The 16,542-nt window shown below is 35.1% G+C and carries 17 protein-coding genes and 1 tRNA gene; 9 read left to right on the forward strand and 9 right to left on the reverse strand.

All coding sequences use genetic code 11. The annotated features are described in order from the left end of the window. The first annotated feature begins 108 nt into the window (after window positions 1-108). Complete coding sequence (locus REB14_RS04020) at window positions 109-489, forward strand: SpoIIAA family protein (protein WP_079240803.1); 381 nt, start codon at window positions 109-111, stop codon at window positions 487-489. A 77-nt stretch (window positions 490-566) separates the two neighbouring features. Here the strand turns inward: REB14_RS04020 and REB14_RS04025 are convergent, their stop codons facing one another. Continuing rightward, window positions 567-1,769 carry an MFS transporter gene (locus tag REB14_RS04025; RefSeq protein ID WP_079240802.1) on the reverse strand — a complete coding sequence of 401 codons (1,203 nt, stop codon included), beginning with the start codon at window positions 1,767-1,769 and terminating at the stop codon, window positions 567-569. A 183-nt stretch (window positions 1,770-1,952) separates the two neighbouring features. Between REB14_RS04025 and REB14_RS04030 the strand changes: the two genes are divergently transcribed. Beyond that, a complete protein-coding gene (locus tag REB14_RS04030) occupies window positions 1,953-2,846 on the forward strand; it encodes an AraC family transcriptional regulator (RefSeq protein ID WP_079240801.1) in 894 nt (297 codons plus the stop codon). A gap of 222 nt (window positions 2,847-3,068) precedes the next feature. On the opposite strand, the gene lipA is transcribed toward REB14_RS04030, so the two are convergent. After that, window positions 3,069-3,935, reverse strand: a complete 867-nt coding sequence (gene lipA / locus REB14_RS04035) for a lipoyl synthase (RefSeq protein ID WP_034692098.1) — start codon at window positions 3,933-3,935, stop codon at window positions 3,069-3,071. A gap of 116 nt (window positions 3,936-4,051) precedes the next feature. On the opposite strand from lipA, the gene REB14_RS04040 reads away from it, so the two are divergent. Then, window positions 4,052-4,684 (forward strand): hypothetical protein, encoded by a 633-nt coding sequence (locus REB14_RS04040; RefSeq protein ID WP_079240800.1) that lies wholly within the window; start codon window positions 4,052-4,054, stop codon window positions 4,682-4,684. Window positions 4,685-4,771: 87 nt separating this feature from the next. On the opposite strand, the gene REB14_RS04045 is transcribed toward REB14_RS04040, so the two are convergent. After that, window positions 4,772-5,332, reverse strand: coding sequence for an RNA polymerase sigma factor (locus REB14_RS04045; RefSeq protein ID WP_079240799.1), 561 nt, complete (start codon window positions 5,330-5,332; stop codon window positions 4,772-4,774). A gap of 199 nt (window positions 5,333-5,531) precedes the next feature. On the opposite strand from REB14_RS04045, the gene tyrS reads away from it, so the two are divergent. After that, on the forward strand, window positions 5,532-6,827 hold the full coding sequence (gene tyrS / locus REB14_RS04050) for a tyrosine--tRNA ligase (RefSeq protein ID WP_079240798.1): 1,296 nt from the start codon (window positions 5,532-5,534) through the stop codon (window positions 6,825-6,827). 72 nt (window positions 6,828-6,899) lie between these two features. Here tyrS and REB14_RS04055 read toward each other — a convergent pair whose 3' ends face one another. Then, window positions 6,900-7,316, reverse strand: a complete 417-nt coding sequence (locus REB14_RS04055; RefSeq protein ID WP_079240797.1) for a hypothetical protein — start codon at window positions 7,314-7,316, stop codon at window positions 6,900-6,902. Between the two features lie 200 nt (window positions 7,317-7,516). Between REB14_RS04055 and REB14_RS04060 the strand changes: the two genes are divergently transcribed. Both REB14_RS04060 and REB14_RS04065 read left to right on the forward strand, forming a co-directional pair. After that, a complete protein-coding gene (locus REB14_RS04060) occupies window positions 7,517-9,490 on the forward strand; it encodes a tetratricopeptide repeat-containing sensor histidine kinase (RefSeq protein ID WP_309521565.1) in 1,974 nt (657 codons plus the stop codon). Beyond that, window positions 9,480-10,118: a response regulator gene (locus REB14_RS04065; protein WP_309521566.1), complete on the forward strand. Its 639-nt coding sequence runs from the start codon at window positions 9,480-9,482 to the stop codon at window positions 10,116-10,118. Before REB14_RS04060 ends, REB14_RS04065 begins: the two co-directional genes overlap by 11 nt. Before the next feature lie 44 nt (window positions 10,119-10,162). Here the strand turns inward: REB14_RS04065 and REB14_RS04070 are convergent, their stop codons facing one another. After that, window positions 10,163-10,594 carry a hypothetical protein gene (locus tag REB14_RS04070; protein WP_228432265.1) on the reverse strand — a complete coding sequence of 144 codons (432 nt, stop codon included), beginning with the start codon at window positions 10,592-10,594 and terminating at the stop codon, window positions 10,163-10,165. 245 nt (window positions 10,595-10,839) lie between these two features. Here REB14_RS04070 and REB14_RS04075 point away from each other — a divergent pair, with 245 nt between their 5' ends. From REB14_RS04075 to REB14_RS04085, 3 genes are all read left to right on the forward strand, one after another. Further along, a complete protein-coding gene (locus tag REB14_RS04075) occupies window positions 10,840-11,478 on the forward strand; it encodes an alpha/beta fold hydrolase (protein WP_034692090.1) in 639 nt (212 codons plus the stop codon). Between the two features lie 121 nt (window positions 11,479-11,599). Next, entirely contained in the window at window positions 11,600-12,919 is a 1,320-nt protein-coding gene (locus REB14_RS04080) for a PDZ domain-containing protein (RefSeq protein WP_309521567.1), read from the forward strand. A gap of 4 nt (window positions 12,920-12,923) precedes the next feature. Next, complete coding sequence (locus REB14_RS04085; RefSeq protein ID WP_079240792.1) at window positions 12,924-13,451, forward strand: hypothetical protein; 528 nt, start codon at window positions 12,924-12,926, stop codon at window positions 13,449-13,451. On the opposite strand, the gene REB14_RS04090 is transcribed toward REB14_RS04085, so the two are convergent. The 4 genes from REB14_RS04090 to REB14_RS04105 form a co-directional block, all read right to left on the reverse strand. Then, window positions 13,444-14,484, reverse strand: a complete 1,041-nt coding sequence (locus REB14_RS04090) for a L,D-transpeptidase (RefSeq protein WP_309521568.1) — start codon at window positions 14,482-14,484, stop codon at window positions 13,444-13,446. The two genes, REB14_RS04085 and REB14_RS04090, sit on opposite strands and share 8 nt — an antisense overlap. Window positions 14,485-14,667: 183 nt before the next feature. Beyond that, window positions 14,668-15,507 carry an XAC2610-related protein gene (locus REB14_RS04095; protein ID WP_309521569.1) on the reverse strand — a complete coding sequence of 280 codons (840 nt, stop codon included), beginning with the start codon at window positions 15,505-15,507 and terminating at the stop codon, window positions 14,668-14,670. 10 nt (window positions 15,508-15,517) lie between these two features. Further along, entirely contained in the window at window positions 15,518-15,805 is a 288-nt protein-coding gene (locus tag REB14_RS04100; RefSeq protein WP_309521570.1) for a hypothetical protein, read from the reverse strand. Window positions 15,806-16,409: 604 nt separating this feature from the next. Beyond that, window positions 16,410-16,483 (reverse strand) — tRNA-Asp (locus REB14_RS04105). Between the last annotated feature and the right edge of the window lie 59 nt (window positions 16,484-16,542).

Consider the following 16,542-nt stretch of genomic DNA (forward strand, 5'->3'; position numbering starts at 1 on the left):
TTTTACATTTAAAATAACAATATTTATACCTTTTTTAACAATTATTCACCAAATAATGGTGTAATTATTGTTGTTATTATAAACTCAAACCACCAAAAAATATTTTTTATGATAACAATTATTCCAGAAGCTCCGGAGAATGTTGCAGCATTTAATGCAACGGGAGAAGTAACGAAAGAGGATTTTGAAAGACTGGTAATTCCGCGTGTAAAAGAGAAGGTAGAGCAATTCGGTGAACTGAATTATTTATTGTATTTGGATACCGATCTGGATAATTTTACTGTGGGCGCATGGCTTGAAGATTTGTTGTTAGGATTGAAAAATCTTACGAACTGGAATCGTTCAGCTATTGTTACGGATAAAGAAGGAATACGCAATTTCACCAGTGTTTTCAGTGTTCTGATGCCGGGAGAGTTTAAATCTTTCCCCAAAGAAAATTTATATAATGCCCTCTATTGGTGCAAAAACGGAGATGAAGTAGAGGCGTAAAAACTTATGTTATAAAAAAAGCCTGTTTCAGTGTGAAACAGGCTTTTTTGTATGTTTAAATGAATTAATTACATTTTTTATTTATCACATGATACACATTCAGCGGCTACTTCTTCTTCATTTTGAGTTTTTGAGCCGTACAGATACATATATCTTACACTGATAACCACTCCAATAAAAGTCATCCCTACTCCTACCAATGATGGATAATTGAATGAGTAGCCGTATTCTAGAGGAATTCCACCAAGGAAAGCTCCCATTGCATTGGCAATATTAAAACCTGCCTGCATAAAAGCGGCAGCCATCATTTCACTTCTTGGGGCAGCTTTCATCATCATAATATTGATAGGTGAAGCAATAGACATGGATAGAGCACCACACATAAATGTCAGTACCAGAGCTATATTTTTATACTCTGCAAGGAAGAAAACACCTCCAAGAGAGATCATCATCAGGAAAATCAGAAGAGCGCAGGTTTTTTCCGGGCCCAATTTATCTGAAACAATACCTCCAACCAGGTTTCCAACAACCATCCCCGCTCCGGCAAGAACCATTACGTAAGCCATTTGGCTGCTTTTGATTCCCGCAACTACGGTCATTAAAGGGGTAATATAACTTAACCATGTGAACAATCCTCCAAATCCTATCGCTGTAATGGCCAATACCAGCCACGATTGTTTATTTTTAAGAAATTTCAACTCTTCCATGAAATGGGTATTCTGATTGGATTCCATTGCAGGAAGCCATAGTTTTAAAAATAAGATGGCAAAAAGCCCAATCACTGCTACTATAGCAAAGTACAGCCTCCAGTGGAAAGTGTGTCCGATATAGGTGACCAGAGGTACCATTGCCAGATTGGCAACCGTGAGCCCTGTAAACATCATGGATATATAAAATGCTTCTTTTCCTTTTCCGGCCATTCTTGAAGCGACTACTGTTCCTACACCGAAGAATGCTCCGTGAGGAAGTCCGGACATAAAGCGGATAACCAACATACTATTGTACCCGGGAGCAATAGCAGAAAGCCCATTAAATAATGTAAAAAGGATCATAAAAGCCATTAGCACTTTTTTCGGTGGAAACTTTACGGAATATCCAATCAAAATTGGAGCTCCGATAACCACTCCCATGGCATAAGCAGAAATTAAATGTCCGGCTTGAGGAATGGTAATCTGTAATGTTTTTGCGATATCCGGCAACAGTCCCATGACGGTAAATTCCGTAGTTCCTATCCCTAAACCACCGATAGCCAGTGGTATTATTCTTTTATCAATCTTCATTGTATCTAAATCTTTTTCTGAATTAATTCTGTTCAAATTAAAGGATCACTTGAGTATCTTTATTTTGAAAGTGCAAAAATCGAAAGAAAGTTTGAATTTCACACCTCTTTGAATGATAAAAATTTGCTCCGTATTAACCTTTTTACTTAATTTTAAATTCAGAAACAATCAAATAAGAACAAAATGAAGATCCAGAAAGAAATTATCGAGTTTGAAAAAGGGAAATCGTTTAAACTATTTGCTCCTTCTCTGAAAAACTGTTTTTTCTGGCATTATCATCCGGAAATTGAACTGGTCTATGTAGAAGCGGTGAATGGAATCCGGCATGTGGGAAAAAATATTTCAGGTTTTACAGACAGTGATCTTTTGCTGATTGGTTCCAATGTTCCCCATCTTAATTTTGATTATGGGATTCAGACCGAATGCAAGCAGCTTGTATTGCAGATGCGGGAAAGTTTCCTTCAGGATATCATCCTTCCTGTTCCTGAATTTGAAAATATTAAAACCCTTTTAGAACGTTCATATCTTGGGCTCTCATTCTCCGGAGAAACCAAAAATACTGTTATTGAAAAACTACAGATTATTAAAAATAAAGGCTCTTTTGAATCCCTGATGGGATTGATTGAAATACTACAAATCCTGGCCGATTCTACTGAAGTAAAAGAACTTAATAAAGATGATACCAGAATTAAATGGTTTTTGAATGATAAAATCAGAATGGGAACCATCTACGATTATATCCATGAAAATTACGACAGAAAACCCAACGTAAACGAAGTAGCCAAGGTTGTCAGTTTGAGTACTCCTGCTTTCTGCCGGTATTTTAAAAAGCAGACGAATATGACGTTTACAGATTTTGTCAACAATTACAGGATTAATCAGGCTAAAATATTCCTGCTGAAAGATCAGTCTGTGACAGAAGTTTGTTTTCAGGTGGGCTTTGAAAGTCTTTCTTATTTTAATAAACTTTTCAAACAGCATACAGGAGAAACGCCTTCTGAGTTTAAGAAGAAACATTTCAGACCGATTGAAATTAATGGGAGGATTGGAGTGATTAAAAAGGATACGACTTGTTAAGTAGGCTTTGATGAGTGTTATGAACCACCCCGTCAAAAATTCTTTGAATTTTTGCCACCCCTTCAAAGGATGGGAATGATGGCAGCCGTTATTGTAAAGATTGCCACATTCATTAGCTAATCCCTCACAGGCTAATTCCTCACAGCTGATACCTGTCACCTGTAATCTGCTACCTGATCCCTAACAAACAAAAAACCGTTCATTGCTGAACGGTTTGTATTTTTAATGAATATGTTTTTCTGCGTGGTAAGAACTTCTTACAAGAGGAGAACTTTCAACGTGTCTGAAACCTAAGCTTCTTGCAAAATCCCCGAATTCATCAAATTCTTCAGGAGTGATAAATTTCTTTACCGGAAGATGTTTTTTAGTTGGCTGCAGATATTGTCCAAGTGTAATCACATCTACATTGGCATTTCTGATATCTTCGATCGTCTGGAAAACCTCATCTTTAGTTTCCCCTAATCCAAGCATTACTCCTGTTTTGGTTCTTCTTTGTCCGGCTTCTTTCAGGTATCTTAATACTTCAAGGCTTCTTTCATATTTAGCCTGAATTCTTACTTCTCTGGTCAGACGTTTTACAGTTTCCATGTTGTGAGAGATCACTTCAGGAGCTACATCTACTAATCTGTCAAGGTGTTTTGTAAGTCCCTGGAAGTCCGGAATCAAAGTTTCCATTGTCGTTCCCGGAGAAATTCTTCTGACAGCATTCACTGTTTCTCCCCAAAGAATAGAACCCATATCTTTCAGATCATCACGGTCTACAGAAGTAAGAACGGCATGTTTGATCTTCATTAATTTGATGGATCTTGCTACTTTTTCAGGTTCATCCCAGTTTACATCAAGTGGTTTTCCTGTTTTTACACCACAGAATCCACAGCTTCTTGTACAGATATTTCCTAAAATCATGAAAGTAGCTGTACCTTCACCCCAACATTCTCCCATGTTCGGGCAGCTTCCGCTTTGGCAAATGGTATTTAATTTATATTTATCAACCAAAGTTCTCAGCTCTCTGTAATTCTTTCCGGTAGGAAGTTTTACGCGGATCCATTTTGGTTTTTGAACGGTAGTGTCTTGAACTGAATTTTCCATTTCTAAAATTGAAGTTCAAAGTTAAGGATTTTTTAATGGAAACCATCAACCGGATATATTGATGAAACTTATAATTCGAAATTTCATTTGTATATTTATCTCTTCAAAATATTCTTATGAAAAAAATATTCTTCCTTTTATTCGCAATATGCGGAACATTTTGTCTTGCCCAAAAACAATTTCAACCCACAGGTTCTACAATCATTGAAACAGTAGATGGAGATCTTGATGGAGATAAAATTCCTGAAAAAGTAATTATTTACAATACAAAGGACACCACAGATATGGGAAACATCCGTGAAATTCAGATTCTGAAAAAGGCAGGTGGCACATGGACCGTTCTTGAAAAATCCAGAAATGCTGTTATGGAAAGCAATGGTGGAGGCATGATGGGTGATCCTTACAGAGAAACTAAAATAGAAAAAGGTATTCTGATCATTTCTCAAAACGGTGGAAGCAGCTGGAAATGGGATGTTACAGACAAATACAGATTTCAGAACGGGCATTTTGAACTTATAGGAACCTCCTCTACTTCGGGAAGACCGGGAGATTACTGGAAAGATGTAGATTTCAACCTCTCAACAGGGCATCTGAACTATTCAAAAGAGGTAGAAAATACTGCTGAATATGGTAAATCTTTAAAAGAAATTTATATTAAAAAAGGGCTGAAGATTAATCTGCAGAACAGAAATCAGGAAAAGCAGCAAAAAATAGTTCTTCCGAAAACAAAAGAAGAGGTTTATTTTTAAGTTTTGGCTAAAGCCAATTTTGAATTTGTATTTTTAGTAAACGGGTTAAAATCCGTTTCTATTGAATAGTATATATTGAATTTTAGCTTAATGATCATCAAATTCGTTATTTTTCAGGAGTTCTGCTAAGACTTTTTTGGCCCGCATTACCCTTACTTTGGTGTTGGCAACAGAAATTCCCAGTTCATCAGCAATTTCTTTGATGCTTTTTTCTTCAAAAAATCTCAGCTTGATAATATCCTGATAGTTAGCATCCAGAGATTCTATGGTTTTGATGATTTTCTTTTGTTCTTCTTCAGAAATGAGAAGTTCTTCAGGAGATTTTGCATACTGGTTTTTGACCTCATCAAGGTTTTCAACAGCATCTTCATTATCACGATTCTTCTTTCTCCAGAAATCAATAACGGTATTCTGGGCAATGGTCAATATCCAGGTTTTAAACTGAAAATGAGGATCAAACATATCCAGTTTCGACAGTACTTTTGAAAAAACATTCACGGTAATTTCATCCGCATCATTTTCATCTCTTACCTTTTTCATGACAAAAGAGAAAACATCTACCCAAAAAATATTGATGAGTTTAGTCTGGGCCTTCTGATCTTTATCTTTGGCCTTCTGGATGAGCAGGAATAGCTGTTCGTCGTTCATTAATAACAAATATAGATTATTTGGGGTGAAAAACAAAGGAGTAAAAGGGCAAAAGTCTGAACTTGTTCAATTCTTAAGGTTAACAAAGGTTTTCATGATTTGTGACTTTCTTTTCTCTACATTTTTGCTGTTTCGCTTTTACCCTTAATACTTATGAATTTACTATCTTTGCATCTTAAAATTTTAAAGTTAAAAATCAATGAATTCCTTTATAGAAGAACTTAAATGGCGTGGTCTGTTTGCCGATATGATGCCAGGAACCGATGAACAACTGAATAAAGAGGTAACTACTGCATATATTGGTTTTGATCCTACTGCCGATTCTTTACATATCGGAAGTCTTATCCAGATAAAAATTTTAGCTCACTTCCAGCTTCATGGCCACAAGCCGATTGCATTGGTGGGAGGTGCAACAGGAATGATCGGAGACCCGTCCGGGAAATCTGCTGAAAGAAATCTTTTGGATGAGGAAACTCTTTTACACTATGTAGACTGTTTAAAAAATCAGCTTTCAAAGTTTCTAAACTTTGAAGGAAATGAGCCCAACAAAGCAGAGCTGGTAAACAATTACGACTGGATGAAGAATATTTCTTTCCTTGATTTTGCTAAAAATGTCGGGAAAAATATCACGGTCAATTATATGATGGCTAAAGATTCGGTGAAGAAAAGATTCTCAGGAGAATCAGGTGCAGACGGAATGAGTTTTACAGAGTTCACGTACCAGCTCATCCAGGGATATGATTTCCTTCACTTATATCAAAACAATAATGTAAAGCTACAGATGGGAGGTTCTGACCAGTGGGGAAATATCACTACAGGTACAGAATTGATCCGTAGAAAAGCGCAGGGTGAAGCATTTGCATTAACGGTTCCTTTGATTACCAAAGCGGACGGCTCCAAATTCGGAAAGTCTGAAAGCGGAGAAAATTACTGGCTGGATAAAAAGAAAACTTCTCCTTACAAATTCTACCAGTTCTGGCTGAATGCTACTGATGAAGATGCTGAGAGATTCATTAAATTCTACACTTTCTTAGGAAAAGAAGAGATTGATGCTTTAATTGAAGAGCACAAAACTGCAGCACACGAAAGAAAATTGCAGAAGAAACTTGCAGAAGAAGTTACGGTTTGGGTGCATGGAAGAGAAGAGTATGAAAAAGCATTGAAAGCTTCTGAAATCCTTTTCGGTCGTTCTACTGCTGAAGATCTTGTAAGTCTTGACGAAGAAATATTCCTTGAAGTTTTCGACGGAGTTCCTCAGAAAGAAATTGCAAAAGCTGATGTTTTAGGAGTGAATATTATTGATCTTCTTTCTGAAAAATCAGGATTCTTAAAATCTAAGAGTGAAGCTCAAAGAGAGATTAAAGGAAATTCAATCTCTGTCAACAAGCAAAAAGTAAATGATACTTTTACAGCTAATGAAGCTGACCTTATCGATGGTAAGTTCTTATTATTACAAAAAGGTAAAAAAAGCTACTTTATTGTAAGAGCAAACTAGTATAAGATACATATAAAAACGGGCGCTGAGATGAATCTCAGTGCCCGTTTTATGTCCTAAAATAATTTAATATTAAAATGTATAGCTTGTAGAAGCTGACAAGTACTGTCCGCTGGAAGTTCCTTCTTTCTTCAATTCTCCGTCTACCCAGATCTGAACCTTCAACGTTGCAGAAGCATTCGGTCCAACTGCGTTTACGGCAACATTGGCACTGTATGCTCCGGATTCTGATGTCACCTCAGGGCTGGACCATGTTGATCCACTCAGACTTGATGCTGTAGTTGGGTTACCGTCAATTCCATACACCGCTACGTCAATATTACTTCCCGAAGAAGCGATTGCTTTAAAAACCACTTTATGACTTTTCCCTGCTCCATTCTCATTGTCGTCATTATCTTTACTGCATGAAGCCGTAAATCCAATAAACATTGCTGTTATTACTGCAACCAATGCTCCTCTTAACAGCTGATTCATTCTCATTTTTTTCATAATCTTTTTGTTTAAATTTTAGTTACTATATTGAATATTCTATGATTCATGATTTGATATTTGCAAAGCTATGAGCATCACCTACGTCTATCAATCCTTAAAAACCAGTAATTTTTTCTACCTAAATTCAGGTATTTTTTATGCTAAAATTTTTAATTAAATTGAACGTTTTAAAAAACATTTTACAGAATTGATCCATAATGAAGAGATTACTTGTCCTGTTAAGTCTATTTTTGTCTTTTGCTTTACAATCCCAACAAATCATTCCGCTTAATGAGAAAGCTTATATAGATAGTTTACAAAGTATTACAAAGGATAACCATCCGGATACTTCAAAAGCAACAGCCTCTTTCCTTCTATCAAATTATTACAGGAACAGTGATTCTGTTTTGAGTAAAAAATATCTGGCAAAAGGAAAAATACTGGCTCAAAATAATTCATTTATTTCAGCAAAATATTATTATTACGAAGGACAATATCATCTGGATAGGAATAAAAAGAAAGCTGCAATTTCCTATCAACAGGCTATTCGGTCTTTATCGAAATTCAAAAATGAAGAGTCCGATTTTTTTCAAGCTCTTGCCTGGTACAGCTACGGAGTTTCTCAAAAGGATAAAGAGGGCTATATTCCTTTGGTCAAGATAATGCTTGAAAAAAGTATCCCACTGGTAAAAAAATATGAAAACAGCAGAAATCTGGGTTTCTTATATACTCAACTTGCAGTTATTCTTACGTATAATGCTCAGTTTAAGAAAGCTGAAGAATACAATAAAAAAGCCCTGGAAATTCTTGAAAAAAACTATCCGGATTCTGCAGAATTGTTTTTTACCTATCTTAATTCTGCCAACAATTTCTGTTACCAGGCCAATGGAGATGAAGCTGAAAAGTTTTTAAATAAAGCCGAAAAACTCATCAAGGTTTATCCGGAATCTTCATCCAATGCTTTTTATTATTACAGTAAAACACTGTTATATATTACCCGTCAGAAAAATGAAGAAGCCCTTCCTGTGATAGAAAAAGGAATTTTCTATACCAGAAAGTACAATCAGAATCTTCTGGCTCAAATGTTTTATTTCAACAAATATGATATTTTAAAGAAACTTAAAAGATATAAGGAAGCCAAAACTACTTTGGAAAATGTTTTAACAGAAAAATCTCTGGCCATAGATGTTAACAACAGAAAGACTTTTTATAAACAGCTTTCTTTACTCAATGAAGAATTAGGAGATACCAGAGAAGCTCTTCTATGGGAAAAGAATTATTCCAAGCTGAATGACAGCCTTAATACAGAGAATGTAAAAATTGAAATCAACAAACTGGAATCTAAATTCAATACTGCCGAAAAAGAAAGAAAAATAGCAACTTTAAATGCTGAGAAAAACCAAAAAGATCTGGAGGTCAACAAGAAAAACTCTTATTTATGGGGAATGGGACTTGTTTTATTGCTGGCGTTAAGTCTTCTGATCTTCCTGTTTATTATTTTCAGAAAAAACAAAAAAATAAACGAGCAGAAACTCAATGATATTAAGCAAAAGGAAGAACTATCATTAACCAAAGCTATTCTTGATGGTGAAGAAAGAGAAAGAGAACGTATTGCAAGGGATCTTCATGATGGTCTTGGCGGAATGCTTGCCGGCGTAAAAATCAACTTTTCTACATGGTCTTCCAGCCATTTAACCCCTGAAAAAGATCAGGAGTTTTATAAGATATTGGGTCAGCTGGACAGTTCTGTAAGTGAACTCCGGCATGTAGCGAGAAATTTAATGCCAGAATCATTACTTAATTTTGGCTTGGAAACTGCTATACTCGACCTGTGTGAATTTTACAACAGAAAAAACCTTGAAATTGATTTTCAGGCTATTGATATTGACAAAAAATTACCTTTAAATATCCAGCTTAATATTTACAGAATTGTACAGGAGTTATTGGCCAATGCTGTAAAACATGCCGAAGCCAGCAATATTCTGCTTCAATGCTCCCAAGCCAGCGAAAATTTTCTGATAACGATTGAAGATAACGGAAAAGGATTTGATAAACATATAGAAAACACCACTAAAAGTCTGGGACTTCGTAATCTGAAAAACAGAGTCAACTACCTGAAAGGAAAAATGGAAATCAATTCTGATGATCAAGGAACAGCAATTAATATAGAACTCAACATCCATGGAGAATGAAAAAATAAATATTGTTATTGTAGATGATCATCCTATTGTCATTGAAGGATTAAGAATGATGCTGAGAAGCCAGCCTTTCTTCAATGTCGCAGGAAGTTTTGCATCCGGTGCAGAAACACTGAGTTTCATCCGTTCAGAAATAGTAGATATTGTTCTTCTGGATATTACGCTCCCAGATTCCAATGGAACAGAACTCTGCAGAGAAATTAAAAAAACATCGCCAAATACCTCTGTAATAATGTTCAGCAACCGTTCGGAACGAAGCATTATTATGCAATCTATACAAAATGGAGCAAGCGGTTATCTTCTCAAAAATACTTCTATTGATGATCTTGTGATAGGTATCAGAGGAGCACTTTCGGGAGATATTGTTTTCTGCAATGAAACCAAACAGATTATCAGTCTTCCGTCTCAGACTAATCTTCCTATTCCAAGACTGACTAAAAGGGAAAAACAAATTCTACAGATGGTAGCACAGGGAAAAACAAGTAATGTAATTGCTGAAGAACTTTTTTTAAGTCCTCTTACCGTGGACACTCACCGTAAGAATCTTCTACAGAAATTTCAGGCAAAGAACTCAACAGAATTGATCAACCTAGCTATACAGCAACATATGATTGAAGAATAAAAAAAACCGCTTTGAAAGCGGTTTTTTTATATTGTTAAAGTAATTTAAGGTTCTAAGAAGCTATAATCAATAGAAGCAACCAAAACCCCTTTACCTTTCTTCTTCACTGTTCTTGCTATCTCACCATCAATGTAAAGATTGATTGTCAATTCAGAATTATCATCCGGCATTGAAGCGTTAGCATCAAGATTAAGCTGTGCCTGGCTGGAATTCACAAAGAATTCTCCACTTGTCCATGGTGAAGTTACAGGAGACTGCGGAGTATTGTATATGGTATTCTGAGCTGTACCTACCTGTGTTACAACACTTATAATGTTTCCTCCGGCAGTGGTTTTCACTTCGAATTGAACCACATGATCCTGAAATTCTTCATCGTCATCTTTTTTACAAGAATTAACAACGGTGATTACAGAAAATAATAAAACGAATAAAAAAGAAAGTCTAAGTAAACTTTTTGAATTGTAAAATTGCTTCATTTCTCCAAATAGATTTTTTAATGTTTCAAATATAAGTTTTTTATTAATATAAAAATAACTTTTATGAAAAATTTCCAATAAAGATTTCCAAATAATATCAAATTAATAAAAACAGAAAGTCCCGGAAAAATTCAAAAATATACTCCAAATAATTAATCATTACACATAAACTATCATGCAACAGAAGTTCATTGTATGAATAATAAAAGTTAAGATTCTGTAGGTAATTTAATTATCTTTGCTGTATGAATTTAGATTATCTAGTAAGAGAGCCGGAAAATATTACTTCCCAAACTCCCATTCTTTTTATGCTTCATGGATATGGCAGCAATGAACAGGATCTTTTCAGTTTTAGAGAAACTCTTCCCAATGATTGGATCATTGTAAGTTTCAGGGCTCCGCGTGATACTCAATTTGAAGGATATTCATGGTATGATATCAACTTTAATGATCCCGAAAACTTCATTGATGTTCCCCAGGCCAATGAATCTTTACATGCAGTTCTGGAAAGTATGTTAAAGATTATCAACCACTATGGACTTACAGAAAGCAAAGCACATCTTTGTGGTTTCAGCCAGGGTGGTATATTATGTTATGCTTTGGCTTTAAAACATCCTGAGCTTTTCAATCGTGTTGCCTGTATGAGCAGCTATCCTGAAGATAAAATTCTGGACGGTATTGTAAAAGATAAAAAGAAACTGGAAGGACTGCGTTTCTTCATTTCTCATGGTACGGATGATGCTGTGATCCCGCTTGAATGGGGAAGAAAAGCGGCAGATCTTCTTTATGATCTTAGCTGTTACTTTACGTTCAGAGAATATATGAGCGGACATGGGGTAAATCAAAAGAATTATATGGATTTGATGGACTTCTTTTCAAAATAAATAAAACCTATTTTAGAACAAATTCAATAAAAAACACTACTTCATTGTAACTTATATAAACATTCCCGCTTTTGGAATGTTTTTTTTATTATCATATAGATAAATTTACTAAATTCAGTAAATGAATTTTAAATTGCTTTTACTGGGATTATTTCTAAGCATTTTTGTAAATGCCCAGAATACTTTTGAACTGATCAATACTAAAAAAGCAGTTATTCCTTTTCAGTTTATCAACAATCTGATCTTTATTCCGATCAATATCAATGGTGCTGAGCTCACCTTTCTTCTGGATACAGGAGTTTCTGAAACCATTCTTTTCAGCCTGGAAAACAAAGAAGTGAAGCTAAGCAATGTTGAAAAAGTAAAATTTTCAGGACTTGGAGGGAGTTTAAGTATTGATGGACTGAAGTCTGAACGTAATATAGGCAAAATAGGTGATGGGATTATCAATACCTCTATGTCTCTTTATATCATTATTGATGAAGAATTTAATATTTCGCCTCATGTAGGAATTCCTGTGAACGGAGTAATCGGCTATCATTTCTTCAAAAACCATCCTATTTATATAGATTATTCATCAAAGAAAATAACTGTATTTGAAAATGCTGCTCTTTTAGAAAAGAAAATGAGAAAATTTGAAGAATTCCCCATTACCATTGAAAGAGATAAGCCCTATCTGTATGCAGGTGTAGAAATGACAAATGAAAAGAAAGACTCAAAACTGCTGATTGATCTTGGAAATAGTGATGCCATATGGCTCTTCCCCACGCTGATTAAAAATTTTGTTTATAACAGACCTAATATTGACGATTTTCTTGGTCGTGGTTTCAATGGAGATATTTATGGTAAAAGAAGCCGTATTCATAATTTTTACCTTGGAAATTTTAAGTTTGAAAAACCTCTTACTTCCATGCCGGATGAATTCTCTATACAACACGTTAATTTAGTGGAAAACAGGAAAGGTTCTATAGGGAGTGAAATTATGCGCAGATTTACAGTGATTTTTGATTATCCCAACAAAAAGTTATATTTGAAAAGAAACAGATACTTTAATGATCCTTTTCATTTTAATATGAGTGGATTGGATTTCAAACAGGATGGGCTGGAATGGCAGCAGGATAGAATAAATATAGAAACCCAAAAATCTACAACCATAGTAAACGGTGCTTATAAAGATGCTTTCCAGTATAAATTCAGTTTGAAACCTATATTTTCTATTGCCGGAGTAAGAAAAGATTCACCGGCTTATGAAGCAGGTCTGAAAAAGGAAGACAGAATTCTAAGTATTAATGGAGACCCTACTTCTGAGATGACACTGGAAAAAATTGTAGAACTTATGAAATCTAATGAAGGTCGAACTATCAATATGCTCATTCAAAGAAAAAATGAAAAACTCATATTAAGTTTTACCCTTCAGGATCCTATTCCTTATCAAGAATAACAATATGAATACCGAAGAAACCACTTTAGACAGGATAAGAACCAGACCCCGGTTTAAAATGTTTACTCATCTTACCAAGGAAGAGTATGCTGAAAATCTGAAAAAATATATGGAAGAGCATAAAGATGAATTCTCAGGCAATATCAATAAAGAAGTGGCTACTATCTGGGTAAAAACAGAATATGATAATTACTGGAAACCCAGCCTTGCTTTACGGATAGAAATGGAGGATGAGCATATAGCAATACGTGGAGTGTTTGGTCCTAGTTCTGCTGTATGGACATTCTTTATGTTCCTGTATTTTTCTTTTTCTATTCTCTGGATGACCTTTTTCACGATGTATTACGTAGAAAAGCAAATAAAAAGCGCCGAATACCCTTGGGCACTGAGCGCTTCTTTTATCATGTTATTATTTATTCTTCTTACTTATATTGCCGCCAGATTCGGCCAGCATAAAGGTAAAGAGGAAATGCTTAAACTTAGAAAGTTTGCTGAAGAATCTACTTTACAATTTGAAAAAAAAATTAATTAGACAGGGGTTCTGCAGGCTTTTCATTTTGAATAGGAGCTGCTGCTTTTGCTGCTTTGATAGAATCCGCTACTTTTTCTCTGTTGCTTTGTTCTTTTAGCATTTTCGGAACATCCGGTTCTAAGAGTTTCGTCAATTCTTCAACGGAAATATTGTTGGCATTAGGATCATCCAAAAGATTTCTCCATGGTTTTCTTCCTCCCCATTTATAATCTCCGAATACCATTACTGCTGTACCTCTGGCTTTAGTAGTAGCACCACCCGGATTCAAAATCCAGGTATCTGCATAGGAATACAACCATTGGGCATCTTTTCTCAGCAATCGTAAACATGAATGTGAAGCAGGATATCCGGGAAGCGTATACTCATGCCATCCGATTCCGCCAATGTTATGAATATTAAAGTTATAAGGAAGTTTCCATTCGCTGCTCACGGTGGAAATAGCCAGTTTCTTTTTCCAGTTGGCAAAGGTAAGTCCTCTTGTAGTCTGGGCTGCTTTTTTACCCATACTTGTTGGGCCCCATTTTACAAGGCTTCCATTAGAGTATACGGCAAAAGCCTGTATAGGATATGAGAAAATGACAAACTTTTTCACTCCGCTTAATACATCCAGCTGCATTGGAAACGGTGAGTAGGCCATCAGTGTGGTATCTATTTTCGCAGGAACTACCAAGGTGTCGGCATTCCATTTACTTTTAGAATCTAATCTGTTTAAGGCTAAAATAGCTGTTCTTTCTTCTACACTATATTTCTTGCTGAATTCTGCGTAAATAGAATCACGCATTTTTTTATCTTTTGGAAGAACAAAGGCATTATAAAAACCGTTCTCCTGCATGACAGGCGGAACAGATTCTTTTTTAACGACAGGAACAGAATCTTTCTTTATAGAATCCTTTTCTACCTCCGGAACTTCCGAAGAAGAAACAGTATCTTTAAAAGTATCGCTTATTTTTTCTATTTCCTTTTTACAGGAAACAAGAGAAAAAACGCATAAACAGGCATAAAAAAAGAATTTTTTCACAGATATGTTTTTCATAAATAAATCGGCCATTTAGTTTGGCTACCCAGTACAAATATCAGACCTAAATTTGAATCCTAAAAGACATTCTTAAAAATACCGTAAAAAAACGGAGGCTTTATCACTGTAAATGAGGAGTTATAATTTACAATTTCAAAAAAAACATAGGTTTTAAAGGTATTCCCAGAATTAAAAAAAGCATTATTCGCCCGTATTTTCTTTTGTAGAAATCCATTCTAAAGTCCCGTTTTTACCAAAGCGATAAACATCCTGATGCCATCTTGCACCACCTCTGCATCCTGTTGTTAAAAGCTTTTTCTCTTTTTCTACTGTGATATCACATAAACATGAACAGCTTGAACGGGAAAAATCTGGTTCTTTAAGCTTTTCAAAACGTTTACTTTGTGGATTATACAGATAAATCTCAAACATTCTGTAAACACCCATTCCGTCATCAGGAACAGAAAATGCGATATCATCATAACCGTCAAAATTATAGTCTTCAATAATACTCTGTCTTGTAAAAGAAGGTTTATCGGGAGACTGAAGCTCTATGCCTGTCTTTTTTCCATCGGGATAACTAATAATGAAATGATTATTATAAAAATGGTTAAAGGTAAGGAGTGCATCATGCAGAAGATAGGTATTGCTTCCGTTATATTTTTTTTCATCCTCAATCATTTCCATCTTAAACTTTCTGTTGTCTTTTGCTCTGGTATAAGTAATGTTCGAAGCAGTATGATACATCATTTCGAACGTATATATTCCGGTGACTTTACCATCAATTATTTCATTCCAGACGTAATAATTAATATCCGGCTGTCCGTCACTTCTTCCACTGTCATCTACTTTAAAACTTTTAATCTGTAAAGGAATAATTTCTTTCTTCCCTGAATATTGTACAAAAGCTCCTTTTCCCTGAGTTCCGTAATAAAGTGTCAACCTAAACTCTTTTGCTTCTCCTACTGATTTTAGAATGAATGGCTGTGCAGAGATCACCACAGAAAAAATTATAAAACAGAATAAAAACAGTTTTTTCATAAGGTTCAATTTAGATAAAAAGGTTCAACACAAATCTTACAATCCATAAAAAAACAATAAACAACAGTATTGAAAACTGAACTTTATTTACGTTTTTGTTCCCGAATTTCCATACCAGAATACGATCTATAATAATCACCAGCAATAAAGGAACTAAACTAAACAGTATATACATTCCGAATAAGGCATCGGGTGCGGATGGTCCATTCATCATAGCGATGGCTGCAATCAATCCGGCAATCATAGCTATGATACCTGTAATAAAAAAGAGGGTCCAGTTTTGAAATTGTTTTTTCATGAATATATGATCAGTGGTTGGTTATGTTGAAACGGATATTGAATCTGTAATAATACAATATCCAAAAAGCCAGCCACGGCAGATTCATAATCAAAAAAACGATCGTTTCTTCACCGTCAATCTTTCCATCAGTGATCATGAAAAAGGAAAAAACAGAAGCTGTAAGAGGCAGCAGAAACCAACATAAGACTGTTTGTATTTTACCTTGAAATATTTGTAAGAGAGAAAGCAAACTGCTTAAAGATAATATGCTCAGAAATGATATCCAGAAAATGGTAAACCCATAGACTAATCCACTCATATCACAATTCCTCGGTCTGTCTCCTACTTCTTTCGTAAGACTTAAAAACAAGATTAAAAGCACAAAAGAAAGCAGTGTGGAGATTAGCCACGTTTTAAGTATTGAGTATATTATAAATTTTCCTTTTGACATCTCAGCTTATGCTTATTCGCTAAAATAACAATAACCATTCAATATACAAAACCGGAAAAATCCCTGAAAAACCTGTCAGTACATTACTTCTGATAAGAATCGGTTATTATTTCCAATCTGTTTATCAATAAGGGAAAATAAAAAAGTCTTCTATTTCTAGAAGACTTTTTGCGATCCGGACGGGACTCGAACCCGCGACCTCCGCCGTGACAGGGCGGCATTCTAACCAGCTGAACTACCGGATCAATTTTTAAGGTAGCATTTGCTTTTTAACTGGTGCAAATATATAGCTTTTTTTAAATTT

It is taken from the genome of Chryseobacterium metallicongregator, assembly GCF_031324065.1.
GTDB classification, from domain to species: domain Bacteria; phylum Bacteroidota; class Bacteroidia; order Flavobacteriales; family Weeksellaceae; genus Chryseobacterium; species Chryseobacterium metallicongregator.